The organism is Rhodococcus sp. C-2, assembly GCF_027854095.1.
Classification (GTDB): domain Bacteria; phylum Actinomycetota; class Actinomycetes; order Mycobacteriales; family Mycobacteriaceae; genus Rhodococcus_F; species Rhodococcus_F qingshengii.
The window spans coordinates 65,089-78,934 of the sequence record NZ_JAQGFI010000015.1; the positions used below are offsets into that span (position 1 = coordinate 65,089).

At 60.7% G+C, this 13,846-nt stretch carries 15 protein-coding genes; 8 read left to right on the forward strand and 7 right to left on the reverse strand.

The genetic code is table 11. From position 1 onward, the window contains the following. Positions 1 to 575: 575 nt before the first annotated feature. Entirely contained in the window at positions 576 to 938 is a 363-nt protein-coding gene (locus tag PCS43_RS27655; protein ID WP_116057589.1) for a hypothetical protein, read from the forward strand. A 70-nt stretch (positions 939 to 1,008) separates the two neighbouring features. Here the strand turns inward: PCS43_RS27655 and PCS43_RS27660 are convergent, their stop codons facing one another. From PCS43_RS27660 to rpmH, 7 genes are all read right to left on the reverse strand, one after another. Further along, positions 1,009 to 1,500 (reverse strand): DUF6301 family protein, encoded by a 492-nt coding sequence (locus tag PCS43_RS27660; RefSeq protein WP_054828074.1) that lies wholly within the window; start codon positions 1,498 to 1,500, stop codon positions 1,009 to 1,011. Positions 1,501 to 1,756: 256 nt separating this feature from the next. Further along, entirely contained in the window at positions 1,757 to 2,083 is a 327-nt protein-coding gene (locus tag PCS43_RS27665) for a hypothetical protein (RefSeq protein WP_020971491.1), read from the reverse strand. Between the two features lie 122 nt (positions 2,084 to 2,205). Continuing rightward, on the reverse strand, positions 2,206 to 2,769 hold the full coding sequence (locus PCS43_RS27670) for a Jag family protein (protein WP_003942504.1): 564 nt from the start codon (positions 2,767 to 2,769) through the stop codon (positions 2,206 to 2,208). 20 nt (positions 2,770 to 2,789) lie between these two features. Next, a complete protein-coding gene (gene yidC, locus PCS43_RS27675) occupies positions 2,790 to 3,896 on the reverse strand; it encodes a membrane protein insertase YidC (protein ID WP_003942570.1) in 1,107 nt (368 codons plus the stop codon). Between the two features lie 4 nt (positions 3,897 to 3,900). Continuing rightward, positions 3,901 to 4,281: a membrane protein insertion efficiency factor YidD gene (gene yidD, locus PCS43_RS27680; RefSeq protein ID WP_007729147.1), complete on the reverse strand. Its 381-nt coding sequence runs from the start codon at positions 4,279 to 4,281 to the stop codon at positions 3,901 to 3,903. Further along, the gene (gene rnpA / locus PCS43_RS27685) at positions 4,278 to 4,658 is read right to left on the reverse strand and encodes a ribonuclease P protein component (protein WP_209910667.1); all 381 of its coding nucleotides are present in this window, start codon (positions 4,656 to 4,658) and stop codon (positions 4,278 to 4,280) included. The genes yidD and rnpA overlap by 4 nt, the downstream gene beginning before the upstream one ends. A 26-nt stretch (positions 4,659 to 4,684) precedes the next feature. After that, positions 4,685 to 4,828, reverse strand: coding sequence for a 50S ribosomal protein L34 (gene rpmH, locus PCS43_RS27690; protein WP_003942540.1), 144 nt, complete (start codon positions 4,826 to 4,828; stop codon positions 4,685 to 4,687). 780 nt (positions 4,829 to 5,608) lie between these two features. Here rpmH and dnaA point away from each other — a divergent pair. The 7 genes from dnaA to PCS43_RS27725 all read left to right on the forward strand — a co-directional run bounded on the left by dnaA (position 5,609) and on the right by PCS43_RS27725 (position 13,818). Beyond that, positions 5,609 to 7,171 (forward strand): chromosomal replication initiator protein DnaA, encoded by a 1,563-nt coding sequence (gene dnaA / locus PCS43_RS27695; RefSeq protein WP_003942491.1) that lies wholly within the window; start codon positions 5,609 to 5,611, stop codon positions 7,169 to 7,171. 584 nt (positions 7,172 to 7,755) lie between these two features. Beyond that, positions 7,756 to 8,940 (forward strand): DNA polymerase III subunit beta, encoded by a 1,185-nt coding sequence (gene dnaN / locus PCS43_RS27700; protein ID WP_007729165.1) that lies wholly within the window; start codon positions 7,756 to 7,758, stop codon positions 8,938 to 8,940. Between the two features lie 44 nt (positions 8,941 to 8,984). Next, positions 8,985 to 9,893: a phosphogluconate dehydrogenase (NAD(+)-dependent, decarboxylating) gene (gnd, locus tag PCS43_RS27705; protein WP_065351688.1), complete on the forward strand. Its 909-nt coding sequence runs from the start codon at positions 8,985 to 8,987 to the stop codon at positions 9,891 to 9,893. Continuing rightward, the gene (gene recF / locus PCS43_RS27710; protein WP_065351689.1) at positions 9,894 to 11,123 is read left to right on the forward strand and encodes a DNA replication/repair protein RecF; all 1,230 of its coding nucleotides are present in this window, start codon (positions 9,894 to 9,896) and stop codon (positions 11,121 to 11,123) included. Beyond that, complete coding sequence (locus tag PCS43_RS27715; RefSeq protein WP_003942471.1) at positions 11,116 to 11,661, forward strand: DUF721 family protein; 546 nt, start codon at positions 11,116 to 11,118, stop codon at positions 11,659 to 11,661. The genes recF and PCS43_RS27715 overlap by 8 nt, the downstream gene beginning before the upstream one ends. Before the next feature lie 124 nt (positions 11,662 to 11,785). Then, complete coding sequence (locus PCS43_RS27720; RefSeq protein ID WP_007729174.1) at positions 11,786 to 12,697, forward strand: metal-dependent hydrolase; 912 nt, start codon at positions 11,786 to 11,788, stop codon at positions 12,695 to 12,697. Beyond that, entirely contained in the window at positions 12,697 to 13,818 is a 1,122-nt protein-coding gene (locus tag PCS43_RS27725; RefSeq protein WP_065352815.1) for a PDR/VanB family oxidoreductase, read from the forward strand. The genes PCS43_RS27720 and PCS43_RS27725 overlap by 1 nt, the downstream gene beginning before the upstream one ends. Positions 13,819 to 13,846 lie beyond the last annotated feature (28 nt).

A 13,846-nucleotide genomic window follows, 5' to 3' on the forward strand; every position in this document is an offset into this window, starting at 1 on the left:
CCCAAAATTCAAGCGGGGGAGGGGAGGGGTTCGCGTTCCACGTGAAACATTGCGCTGAAAAATCTTCCAATTCTGACGCGTTTCACGTGAAACATAGCCGGGCGATCGAATGCAGATAGGAGCGCAATTCTTAGTATCATCACAGTGACGAAACTGCCATGGGTAGTTACATGGATGGAATTCTGACCCAAAAAGACCAATTTTCGATGAAAAAGTCGTTGCAAAAGATCGCCGACGTCGGACTGCAGAACGGACTCGGTCAGTCAGATCCTCTCTGTAGGTCGACTCGGAAAACAGACTTCGATTCCAGATCTCGGACAGCTTCGGTATCTCATCGCCGGTTGTTGCGAGCCATATATCCGTCGGCTTGACACTCCTGTTGCGGGACGCCGGAGGCTTGGCATCACAAACCGCGAATCAATCCAAGAAGCTTCGCTCCACAGGATGCGCATGGAGAGTTCGCCTTCGATGTGGATACCGGTGTCGGCGGGAAGATCAAAGTCGAGCAGGGGACCTGCCCGATGCGCAGGATGAATTCCTGCGCCTAGGCTCTGCGCGATTAAGATCCGCGCTTGGTGCGGGAGTTGTTGGACGGCAAGGACTACCTGTTGGTGCATACCGAACCCGGAACCAACAAGATCACCGCTTACGAGTTCGATCCGGGCACAGCGAAGTCCTTCCACCTCGAACAGTCCGGATCCGCCCTCATGACGAGACCAGCAGCAGGTGTGGGCGCGACGCCGATCGCACACCCCGCGAGTCAACCGAACTCAAGGCGGTCCCATGATTACCCCGACGCGGTCCGCAGTGTATGGACCGGAGCCCGTGTAGGCGATGTCGATTCCGGTTTGCTTGGCAAAGTAGTCGCCGCCGATCTCACCCCGAAGCCCGCAACAGCATCATCGACTTTGCGTGGCGACGAAGCCCATTCGATGTGATTGGTCCGATTCCTGTGAGGAGCGCGCAAACCTGTTCCCACACCGGATTCGATCTCGCCGACCTCGATCGCTAGTCCTCGTCCTCATACTCCGGTTCGGGCTCATCCACCCATGCCTGATACCCCGGACTCGTCAGTCGCAGGTGGATCGCGCTGGGGCTCATACTGAGTATGACGACCACTTTGGGCAGGTCCCACCGGATAGTTGCCTCAGGTCCGGGCTCGGAGTACGTGGGTATCGGAAGGACGGAAGTCAGTGCCGCAGTGAGATTCGCGAACCCTGCGTTCCGCAGCGGGCGCACCACTGTCATGGGCGTAGCATCATCTGCCACGTCCGTGACGAAGATCGAGATCCAATCCATTCTGTGTTGCCGCCCGAACATGTTCGCCTTCGGCCGGCAGACATGAAGGTTCGTTCGTATCGAGCCGCCACCTTGCCTGAGTTCGACGAGTTCCCATCCGGCTTGTGCGCAGAAGGGTTCCAGGTCGTCGATGGCCCAGGTCCAGTCGAATTCTGCGGCGAGGCGGGCGATCCGGGTGGCGCCTTCGATGTCGACGTGCATGTGCGGATGCTGCTCCTTCTTGATCGTTGTTGACGACGCCCCAATCCGGGGGCCGTCGAAGTGAGGGCTGGCGGGTTGTCGGTCATCGGATGCCAGCGCCGAAGGTGACGACCTTGCCAGCAGGCCTGACGACATCAGGTCGGTGATCCATTGTGGCGGCAATCTGGGGCGGAGTTCGAGGGCTCGGGGCAACAACCATCGATCCGGTTTCACGTGAAACGAAGGCCGACTATTCCTCCTGGGGGAGGGGAGGGGCTCACATGTAGTACGGCATGTTGTCGATCGAATATCCGAACATGCACAGTGCACCCCCGACGAACAAGAAGGCAATCGCGAAGCTGAGCATGACCGGTCTCCCGGATCGCCATGCCAATGCAAGTGGAATGAATACGACGGCGACTACTCCCAGCGGCAACAACCAGCAGAGCCAATACTTCAGACCGCCCGGCGGAAAGGACTGGACTTCCATTTTCTGCTGTAGTTCGAAGACCACGGGCCAATAGCTCAGGCCGCACACGAGCATCCCTATCAAGGCCCCAAGGGTCATCAATCCGAGAGGGAATCCGGAGCGCTCGTTGGACATGTCGACAACGATAGGCACCGGACCTTCACCGTGCCGCCGGATTCGGTTTCACGTGAAACACCTCTCGGACACAAAAGCGGGCCCCGGAAAATCCGGGGCCCGCATTCGATCAAGGGGGAGTGTCAGTCCTTGAGGACAACCACTCGACGAGACGGCTCAGCGCCTTCGCTCTCGCTGGAAACACCGGCGACCTTGGCGACGGCGTCGTGCACGATCTTGCGTTCGAACGGCGTCATCGGAGCAAGCTCTTCGCGTTCGCCGGTCTCGAGAACACGCTGTGCAGCTTCCGCACCGAGAGCACTGAGTGCCTCGCGCCGCCCCGCACGCCACCCGGCGATGTCGAGCATCAAGCGGCTGCGCTCTCCGGTCGACTGCTGAACTGCCAGACGAGTCAGCTCCTGGAGAGCATCCAGAACCTCACCCTTGCGTCCCACGAGCTTGGTCAGGTCGTCGCCGCCGTCGATGCTGACGATCGCCCGATCGCCCTCGACGTCAAGGTCGATGTCTCCGTCGAAATCGAGAACGTCGAGCAACTGTTCGAGGTAGTCGCCGGCGATCTCGCCCTCTTCGATCAGGTCGTCATCGGAATCGTCGATGTCTACATCCACATCGGTAACCGGCGCAGTGGTCTCGGTGCTCACGTCTGCGTTCTCTCCATCCACAACGATGTCAGCTTCACTGGACATTGGTCGTTCTCTTTCCTGGATCAGCGCCGTTTATTGCGCTTGGGGGAGTTGCCGCGGTTGCTCTGTGGCCGGTTCTGTTTCGGTTTCGACGTGGAACCACCACTGGAACCCGAGGGCTTCGGCTGTGGCTTCTTGAGCGAAACTTCCGGGGCGTCACCGTCGTCGTCGGCTGAATCCGCGGTCTTCAGCGCAGCCGGAGATCCCTTCTTCTTGCTGGGATCGGGACGGGCACCGGGCTTGGGCGCATTGTCGTTGCGGCGAGTGATCGCTTCCTGCTTCTTGGCTTCTTCTTCCGCGTCGATCTTGCGGAAGACGAGGTGCTGCTGACCGTAGGTCCAGATGTTGTTCGACACCCAGTACAGGAGGATCGCGATCGGAAGGAACGGTCCACCGACCAGAACACCGAGCGGGAAGACGTACAGGGCGAGCTTGTTCATGATCGCGGACTGCGGGTTCGCGGCAGCTGCTTCGCTCTGACGGGCAACAGAAGCGCGTGAGTTGAAGTGCGTCGCGATGCTGGCGATGATCATCAGCGGAGCGGCCACGAGAATGATGTTCAGCCGTGACGGAAGCTCGGGAACGTTCTCGGTGACGTAGGCCTGAAGCTGCGCAACCGGCGTCGTGATCGCGGCCGAGATGGGCGCGCCGAACAGACGAGCATCCAGGAACGACTGGACGTCAGTGGCCGAGAAGACGTAGTTCGGGGTGTTGAGGTTGTCCTCGGCGCTCATGCCCAGCTGGCCCATGCCGGTGCCGGTGCGGTTGAACGAGCGCAGGACGTGGAACAGACCGATGAACACCGGAGCCTGAGCCAAGACCGGGAGACAGCCCATGATCGGGTTGAATCCGTGCTCCTTCTGGAGCTTCTGCATCTCGACGGCCTGGCGCTGACGGTCGCCCGAATACTTCTTCTGCAATGCCTTGATCTGTGGCTGCAGTTCCTGCATCTGACGCGTCGTGCGGACCTGCTTCACGAACGGCTTGTACAGAACCGCACGCAAGGTGAACACCAGGAACACCACGGAAAGCGCCCAGGCTATTCCGTTGTCCGGGCCGAGAATGAACCCGAAGACCTTGTGCCAGACCCACAGAATCGCGGATACCGGATAGTAGATGAAATTGAGCACGGCTCTAAGTACTCCTCTGTTCGTCCGTCGGACTGTGACACGCTGCGCGTGCTTCCGGACAGCTATGGCGGCTACCCGCATCACGGTCACGACGGGCAGGGACAGGGTCCCACCCTCCAGAATGCCAGGGGGCACACTTCGCCAACCGCACCACAGTCAAGAAAAGGCCTTTGATCGCCCCGTGAGTGCGCAGCGCTTCGACTGCGTATTCACTGCAGGTGGGGGTGAACCGGCAGGTCGGCATCCTCAAGGGCGACACATACGTCCGGTACAACTCGATACAGAAGATGAGAACAGTGGCGGGAGCGCGACGCACAGCCTTCAACACCGTGATGACACGGGAGGCTCTGGGAGTCTCGATCTGCTCAGAGAGCGGAGTACTCATGGCTCTTCACTTACCGCCACCAATAGGTTCATTTTGGTCAGGCCCCCGCGCAACTGCTTGGCCAGTTCGGCTGAACTGGCGGTAGCTGCACCCGGAAGTGCGCGGATAACCACGTCTGTCTCCGGTGAAACCTGTCCGACGAAATCTGCACAGATATGACGAAGCCGGCGTGCGACTCGATGTCGAATCACCGCCGGCCCGACAGCCTTGCTCACGATCAGCCCGAACCGGGGACCGTGATTTGTTACTACCAGCGCCTCTACTTGCTCGCGATCGAACGCGTGCACGACAAGGTCGCGTCTTCCCATACGACGTCCACGTCGCACCGCCACGGAGAAATCCGCGTGGCGACGCAACCGGAACGGCTCAGGCAACACCCCGAGCTCCTGAACTCGAAATCAGATCAGGCGGTGAGGGAATCGCGGCCCTTACGGCGACGCGCCGAAACGATTGCACGACCCGCACGGGTACGCATACGAAGACGGAAGCCGTGAACACGCGCGCGGCGGCGATTATTCGGCTGGAACGTCCGCTTGCCCTTGGCCACGGTCAACACTCCTCGAAGTTCATTGACGCCTCCCGGCGTCATTCAGTGATCGACGCCTTACGGCGCCTTTGGATACAACAGGTACAGAACAATCAGCTTCACTCGTTGTGGCTTGGAAGACCGTTCCGACCTGACATATGTAGCCAGCACGAAGCGATCACCACCAGCGGGTGACCGTTCGAGGTTACTTACCACCGTTGCCAAGGTCAAACCAGCCCGATTCAGGGCCCTCCCGCGGCAACTGCGGCGACACGCCGACACTTCCATTATTCCGAAGATTCCGTTCGCGGTGTGCATACGGCCGTGACCTCGAGCGAGGCGGCAAGTGTGACCTTGGCAACAGTTCCGCTACGGAACGCAGGTGGCCCGAAGGCAACCCGGACAGTTCCAACCGCGCACGCTCTCGACAAGGCCTCATCAGCACATACGGGCACGAGCACCGGACGCGACCCCGAATCCCGAGTTTCCACATTCATCCACAGGGCTGTGAGTGTTGACGCATCCCCGACACCAAGTGGCGAACGCCTCGAGTTCCGACAAAGTTGCAGGTAGATCAATTTCTCGATCACTTTGACGAATTTGGTTGACGAAAAAACCGACTCAGTGCAGGTTTGTCCACATCTGTGGATAATTGTGTGGAAACACAGCCCAGGTGGCATATTCGTAGCCTGTTACGGGGTTCTCACCCCGGGTGGTAATCCACCGAATCATTCGACGCCGCAGCCATACGCTCGGCAGCTGCAGCACACCCACTGTCGGCGAAACACGGGAAGGAACCACGTGAACGACGATCCCAACGCGCTCGCACGGGTCTGGGTCGACGTGGTTGCAGAACTCACGAGTGATGACCCCGGAAGTAATCTTCCGGCTTTGAGCAGCAAGCAGAAGGCATTTGTCCGTCTGGTGAGGCCTCTCACACTTGCTCAGGGTTTTGCACTCCTCTCGGTTCCATCGCCATTTGCTCAAGAGACGATCGAGCGCGATCTACGCGAGCCGATCCTGCAGGCACTCGGACGCCACCTCGGCGGCCAGGTCGAGGGACTCGGTGTCCGCATCGCACTCGAAGACGATGCCGACGCACCCGCCGAACCGGTCGAGGAGCGCACGGGCAGCCGTCAGTTCGAGTCGGTCAACTCATCGGGCGCATACCGTCGGCGCAGATTCACCGAAGGCGACGGCGAACCTTCGGACTCCGAGACTGCCGAGACCGAAGAAGTCGACGACGACCGCGAAGCACTCGCGAGCGTTCACGAATCGTGGCCGTCGTACTTCACGAAGCCGCCCGCTACTCCTTCTGCTTCGGGGTCCGGCGCCAACAGCCTCAACGCGAAGTACACCTTCGACACTTTTGTGATCGGATCGTCCAACCGATTCGCTCATGCCGCTGCCGTCGCGATCGCGGAGGCGCCGGCGCGTGCGTACAACCCCTTGTTCATCTGGGGAGCTTCGGGCCTGGGCAAGACGCACCTTCTTCATGCGGCCGGCCACTACGCACAGCGACTGTTCCCCGGCATGCGGGTCAAGTACGTCTCGACCGAAGAATTCACCAACGACTTCATCAACAGTCTTCGTGACGACCGCAAGGTCGCGTTCAAGCGTCGCTACCGGGAAACGGATGTCCTGCTGGTCGACGACATCCAGTTCATCGAAGGCAAGGAAGGTATTCAGGAGGAGTTCTTCCATACCTTCAACACCTTGCACAACGCGAACAAGCAGATCGTCGTTTCCTCGGACCGTCCGCCCAAACAGTTGGCAACCCTCGAGGAGCGTCTGCGGACGCGCTTCGAATGGGGCCTGATCACCGACGTTCAGCCGCCTGAGCTCGAGACGCGTATCGCGATTCTGAGCAAGAAGGCGAGGATGGATCGCCTCGAGGTCCCGCACGACGTCCTCGAGTTGATCGCCAGCCGTATCGAGCGCAACATTCGTGAACTCGAGGGCGCGTTGATCCGCGTCACCGCTTTTGCCTCGCTCAACCGCCAGCCGTTGGATCTGACGTTGGCCGAGGTGGTCCTGCGCGATCTGATGCCCGATTCGTCGAGCCTCGAGATCAACGCGGCGACGATCATGGCGGTGACGGCCGAATACTTCAACATGTCGATCGACGACCTGTGTGGGCCGGGTAAGGCCCGGCCACTCGCTCAGGCCCGCCAGATCTCGATGTATTTGTGCCGTGAGCTCACTGATTTGTCCTTGCCGAAGATCGGTCAGACGTTCGGCCGTGACCACACGACGGTCATGTACGCCGACAAGAAGATCCGTAAGGAAATGACGGAACGCCGCAAGGTGTACGACCAGGTTCAGGAGTTGACCGCAAGGATCAAGCAGCGCTCCAAGCGTTGACCTGCACTTATTTCGATCGATGCCGCTCGAGGCAGAGGTTCCCTCGAGCGGCATCGGTGTATTCGAAGGGTTCCACGTGCGGTCCCCTCGAGGGCGGTTGTCCACCTCGAGGGACGACACGCCGGAGTCAGACACGCCGATGAGAACAAACTCTTCGTTTCTTGTGAAAAGTATTCACATCTGTGGATAAGTGTGTTGATAACTCCGAAAGTCTGTGGAGTTCTCGAGGAGGAATCCGAAAACTTTCAGAGAGTGCACAGAGGGGGTCGATTGGTCCTCGAGTCTGTCCTCGAGAAGTGCACAGGCCCTCGAGGGGACCTACCAGCGTCGACAACCGTTGCTCCACAGATTGCACAGGACTTATTACTACTACTGAGAATTTCCTAGGAAAAGCTCTTTGAAAATAGTTCTGGGGACAACTCCTGTTGAGAACCTCGCCTCAGGCTGCGCTCGCCGCGGCTTCGGCTTTCCACTTGCGCCCTCGAGGGCATACGGTGGGCATCGCTTGGTCTGTGTCAGACTTCAAGTGAGCTGATGCAGATCCGCAGCAGACGAACATGCCTACCGAGAGGAATAACCCGGCGATGGAGCTTGGAAGCCTGAAGTTTCGCGTTTCCCGGGAAGAGTTCGCTGATTCAGTAGCGTGGGTTGCTCGTAGCCTGCCCTCGAGGCCGCCCGTGCCGGTTCTCGGCGGAGTTCTTCTCGACGCAACCGAAGCCGGCCTCACCGTTTCCGGGTTCGACTACGAGGTATCCGCGCAGGTCCGCGTCTCGGCAGATGTCACAACTGCAGGTCAGGCACTCGTCTCCGGTCGCCTCCTCGCAGATATCACCAAGTCGCTTCCCAACAAGCCGGTCGATGTGACCCTCGAGGGCACTCGCGTGCTCATCTCGTGCGGAAGCGCCAAGTTCTCCCTGCCCACGATGCCGGTCGAGGACTACCCCCAGCTTCCGACGCTTCCGCAGCAGTCCGGGTCCATTCCCGTCGACCTGTTCTCCGAAGCCATCAGCCAGGTAGCTGTTGCAGCCGGCAAGGACGACACCCTTCCGATGCTCACGGGTATCCGTGTCGAGATCGAACAGAATTCGATCGTCCTCGCCGCTACCGACCGCTTCCGTCTCGCCGTACGTGAACTCGAGTGGACTCCGGCCAATCCCGACGTCCAGGCTGCTGTTCTCATCCCGGCCAAGACTTTGTCCGAGTCCGCGAAAACGCTTGCCGGCAATGCAAATTCGCCGGTCGAGTTGGCTCTCGGCTCCGGTACGACCATCGGAAACGACGGACTCCTCGGAATCGTCAACGACGGACGCCGCACCACGACGCGCCTCCTCGACGCCGAGTTCCCGAAGTTCCGTCAGTTGCTGCCCGCTCAGCACACCGCGATGGCAACGGTCGAGGTCACGCCTCTCATCGAGGCCATCAAGCGTGTAGCACTCGTCGCCGAGCGTGGCGCACAGGTTCGCATGCAGTTCTCCGCTGACGGCCTGCTCCTCTCTGCGGGTGGCGACGACGCCGGCCGCGCGGAAGAGACGCTCAACGCGTCGTTCCAGGGCGAAGCACTCACCATTGCGTTCAACCCCGGTTACCTCATCGACGGGTTGAATTCGCTTCACAGCGAAAACGTTCTGTTCGGCTTCACCACTCCCAGCCGTCCGGCTGTTCTTCGCCCCGCGGCCGAGGAAGAGCCCACGGCAGACGAGTCCGGTAACTTCGCTGCGCCCTCGAGCGAGTACACGTACCTGCTGATGCCGGTTCGCCTTCCGGGCTGAGTGGAACCCCGCACTTCAGTTCGCGCCTGACCAGGGAGAACAGTATGAAGATCGGACTCGTAGGTCTCGGCAAGATGGGCTTCAACATGCGTGAGCGCTTGCGCGCGCATGGCCTCGAGGTGATCGGATACGACCCTCGACCGGAAGTCACCGATGTCGGGTCACTTGCCGAACTCGCTGCTTCCCTCGAGGGACCTCGAGTCGTCTGGGTGATGGTTCCGGCCGGTGACATCACCCAGAGCACCATTGCCGAGCTGGCGGATGCCCTCGAGGGTGGCGATCTGGTCATCGACGGTGGGAACTCGCGTTACACCGACGATGCTGTCCATGCCGAGCTTCTGGGTGCCCGTGGGATCGGTTTCCTCGACTGCGGTGTCTCCGGTGGCATCTGGGGCCGTGAGAACGGATACGGCCTGATGGTGGGCGGATCCGAGCCCGACGTCGAGAAGGCAATGCCGATCTTCGACGCCCTTCGCCCCGACGGTGAGGCTGCAGACGGCTTTGTCCACGCCGGTCCCGTCGGTGCTGGTCATTACGCGAAGATGGTGCACAACGGCATCGAATACGGCCTGATGCAGGCGTATGCCGAGGGGTACGAGCTCCTCGAGGCGGAAAGCCTGATCGCGGACGTTCCCGGTGTGCTTCGAGCTTGGTCGAAGGGGACCGTCGTACGTTCGTGGTTGCTCGATCTGCTTGTCGACGCCCTCGAGGAAGATCCGGAGCTTGCGCAGATCACGGGCTATACCGAGGATTCCGGCGAGGGCCGCTGGACGGTCGAGGAAGCTATCAAGCACGCTGTGCCCGCTCCCGTCATCTCCGCTGCTCTGTTCGCGAGATTTGCTTCACGACAGGATGATTCACCGGCCATGAAGGCTGTGTCCGCCTTGCGCAATCAGTTCGGCGGTCACGCGGTCAAGAGCGCTTCGCCCAAGAATTCGGCTTCTGGAAGCTAAGTGTTCGTTCGTAGATTTTCGCTGCGGGACTTCCGATCCTGGGATTCGCTGACGCTTGACCTCACACCGGGAACAACCGTTTTCCTCGGTTCGAACGGGCACGGTAAAACCAACGTCATCGAGTCACTCGGGTATCTGTCGACGCTGTCGTCTCATCGAGTGTCCACGGACGCACCGATGATCCGCAGCGGTTCCGCCAGTGCTTTTGCCGGTGCAACGGTGGTCAATAACGGACGCGAACTGACCATCGACGTCGAACTGATCGAGGGAAAGTCCAACCGCGCCAGGATAAATCAGTCTCCGACGCGTCGCCCACGCGAAGTGTTGGGGATTTTGCAGTCGGTGATGTTCGCGCCGGAAGATCTGTCGTTGGTTCGCGGAGATCCTGGCGATCGTCGACGCTATCTCGACGAGTTGTTGACGTCCCGGATACCCCGAATGGCTGCTGTCCGTGCGGATTACGACAAAGTTCTGCGTCAGCGCTCAGCCCTACTCAAAACTGCCGGTGCGGCTTTGCGTCGCGGTTCTCGTGGTGGCGAGTCCGACAACGTCCTCTCCACCCTCGAGGTGTGGGACGGGCATCTGGCCGCTCACGGCGCACAATTGTTGGCCGGGCGCCTCGAGTTGGTCCATGATCTGGCGCCGCATCTGGCGGAGTCGTATCGTTCCATCGCACCCGAATCTCGGCCGGCGTCGATTCGATACAAGAGCAGTCTGGGGTCCTCGTTGGATCCCGAATTCACCGACCCTGCAAGGATTTCCGGTATCGACGACGTTGCGTACCTCGAGGAGAGATTCCATCTCGAGTTGGCACAGATGAGGTCGAAGGAAATCGATCGCGGAGTGTGTCTGGTCGGTCCGCATCGGGACGATCTGGAGCTGATTCTCGGTGACAGCCCGGCGAAAGGCTTTGCAAGCCATGGTGAATCGTGGTCTTTTGCGCTTTCGCTGCGGCTGGCAGGTTTTGCCCTTTTGCGCGCCGACGGCAGCGACCCGGTCCTGATGCTCGACGATGTCTTCGCGGAATTGGACCGTCGTCGGCGTCGTGCGCTCGCCACCGTTGCAGCCACCGCCGAACAGGTGCTGATCACGGCCGCCGTTCCCGAGGATGTACCGGACGAACTCGAGGCGGCCAAGTTCGGCGTCGAAGCCTCCGATACCGGAGACGGTCGGATATCCCGGATAGTGCCCGTAGGCTCGGCAGATCAGGAGGTCGAGTTCGATGACTGAAGACAGCAGCGCGGCCCCGGAGCCCGAGCTCAAGGGGATCGATCTGGCGCGCCGTGCCCTCGAGGAGGCACGCGCGACAGCCAAAGCCAACGGTAAGGCCGTCGGGCAGGGGCGCTCGTCGCCCAAATACGGAAGTGGCCGACCGCGTCGACGCAGCGGTTGGTCCGGCCCCGGCCCGGATGCGCGGGACCCTCAGCCGTTCGGCGCTCTCACCAGCGCTATCTCTAAATCGCGTGGGTGGTCCCCCAAGGTGTCCGAGGGCACGGTCCTCGGTCGGTGGCCGCAGGTCGTCGGAGAAGACATCTCCGCGCACGCCGAGCCGATCTCTCTGAAAGAAGGTGTTCTCAGCATCTCCGCCGAGTCGACGGCGTGGGCTACCCAGTTGCGCATGATGCAGTCCCAGATTCTGGCCAAGATCGCTGCTGCCGTCGGTGACGGCGTCGTGAAGACACTGCGGATCACCGGTCCGAGTGCGCCTAGCTGGCGCAAGGGAGAAAGGCATGTGAAAGGCCGCGGACCTCGCGATACGTACGGCTGAGGAAAACTCAACCAGGCCCTGGTTCTACCTATTACTTCGTGTTACAGTTAAAACTCGCTAGTGAGTGAACTGTGTCACAAGGCTGTCGTTCCCCACCGATCGGCAGGCATGAAGGAGTAGCTAGATGTCGCAGAAGATATCGACACCCGCTTCGTCGTTCGCCGAGCCGGATCACATCCTGTTGCAGGCTCGCAATGTCGAGTTCGACTGGTCCGATCTGCCCATGCACTGGATTCCGGGCGATCCGTTCAGCACACACGTTCTCAACGTGCTTCACCTTCTCCTCCCCGCCGGTGAGGAATGGTTTGTCGAGACCTTCAAGGAAGCTCTTCCTCTGATCGAGGACGAGAAACTCCGTGAAGACGTCGTCGGATTCATCGGCCAAGAGGCGATGCACTCCAACGCGCACTCGGGTGTCCTGGTCCATCTCAAGGAAAACGGCCTCGATCCGACGCCGTACACCCAGCAGATGGAGTGGGCATTCTCGAAACTGCTCGGACCGCGCCCGATGACGGGTCTGCGCGCCGAGAATCACCTGGTGGAGCGTTTGGCGATCATCGCGGCCATCGAACACATCACTGCTTTCCTCGGCGACTGGGTGCTCAACGCCAAGGGGCTGGACAAAGCCGGCATGCACCCGACCATGCTTGATCTCCTTCGCTGGCACGGCGCCGAAGAAGTCGAACACCGAGCCGTCGCGTACGACGTCATGCGCTACTTCGACAAGCGTGAGACCCGCCGGATCCGTACCCAGATCCTCGTCACGCCCGCAATCGTGTGGCTGTGGATTCGCGGTACCCGGTTCTTGATGCGCAACGATCCCGAGCTTGCCGCTCAGGCTCCCAGCCGTCGACGCCCCCACCTGTCCGATTTCATCGCGGCCGGAAAGCGTGGCACAGTTCCCACGTCGTTCGAGCTGGTCAAGCGGATGTCGACGTACTTCAGCAAGTCCTATCACCCCAGTAACGAGGGCTCGACCGCCCAGGCGGTGCAGTACCTGGCGTCGTCACCCGCAGCTCAGGCGGCTGCACGGTGATTTCACTCTCGAGGGTCAAGGACGTCATCTCCGGGCACGACGGGTTGCCGCGTTTTCCGGCGCCACCCGATTTGTCCGGAAAGAACCGTCCCGACCGTGCCATGCGCATCACGGAGTTGTTGGCGGACAAGTACCTTCGGGTGTTGACGGCCTACGACTACAACCCCGAGATCGCTGGCCACAACCCCGACACGGCCATGAACATGGTGGTCAGTACGCGTGAGGTGGTGGCGACTGACGAGAACGTCGTTCGCCTGCGCTTCGAATCCGCGGACGGCTCACCGATTCCGCCGTGGCATCCGGGTTCGCACCTGGACTTCCATCTACCTTCGGGTCTGCGGCGTCAGTATTCGCTGTGCGGCGACCCTGCCGATCGCACGGGGTACAGCGTCGCGGTGCGCCGGATCCCCGACGGCGGTGGCGGTTCCATCGAGATGCACGCTCTCCAGCCCGGTGAGCACGTCACGGTACGCGGACCACGCAACGGCTTCCCGTTTGTCGGAGAAGGCAGCGCGTTGTTCGTCGCCGGCGGCATCGGTATCACACCGATCATCGCAATGGTCCGTGCGGCAAGAGAATTGGGGATGGACTGGTACTTCGTGTACTCGGGCCGCTCTCGTGAATCCATGCCGTTCCTCGACGAGATCGCAACCTGGGAACCCGAGCGTGTCTTCGTGCGCCCGGACGACGAGTTCGGATTGCCCACCACCACAGACCTTCTCGGACGAGCGCCGGTCGGCGGCGCCGTGTACTGCTGTGGCCCGACGCCGATGCTCGATGCCGTCCGCCGCGGTTTCCGCGATACACCCTCCACCGCTTTGCATTTCGAGCGGTTCGGGGCTCCGCCGGTGATCGACGGCAAGGAATTCGAAGTGCAGCTTGTCAATTCGGGACAGGTGCTCACCGTGCCCGCCGACGAGTCCGCGCTCGACGTCATCAAGAAGACATTGCCCGGTGTCGGGTACTCGTGTCAGCAGGGTTTCTGCGGAACCTGTCGTGTGAAGGTGCTCGCGGGTAAACCCGATCACCGCGAAAGGCGTCTGACCGACACCGAACAGGAAACGGAGATGCTCATCTGCGTATCCCGTTCCGACGGTGTACGTCTCGTTCTCGATCTCTAGATATTTCCCGACTCCGAAGGGTTCGACA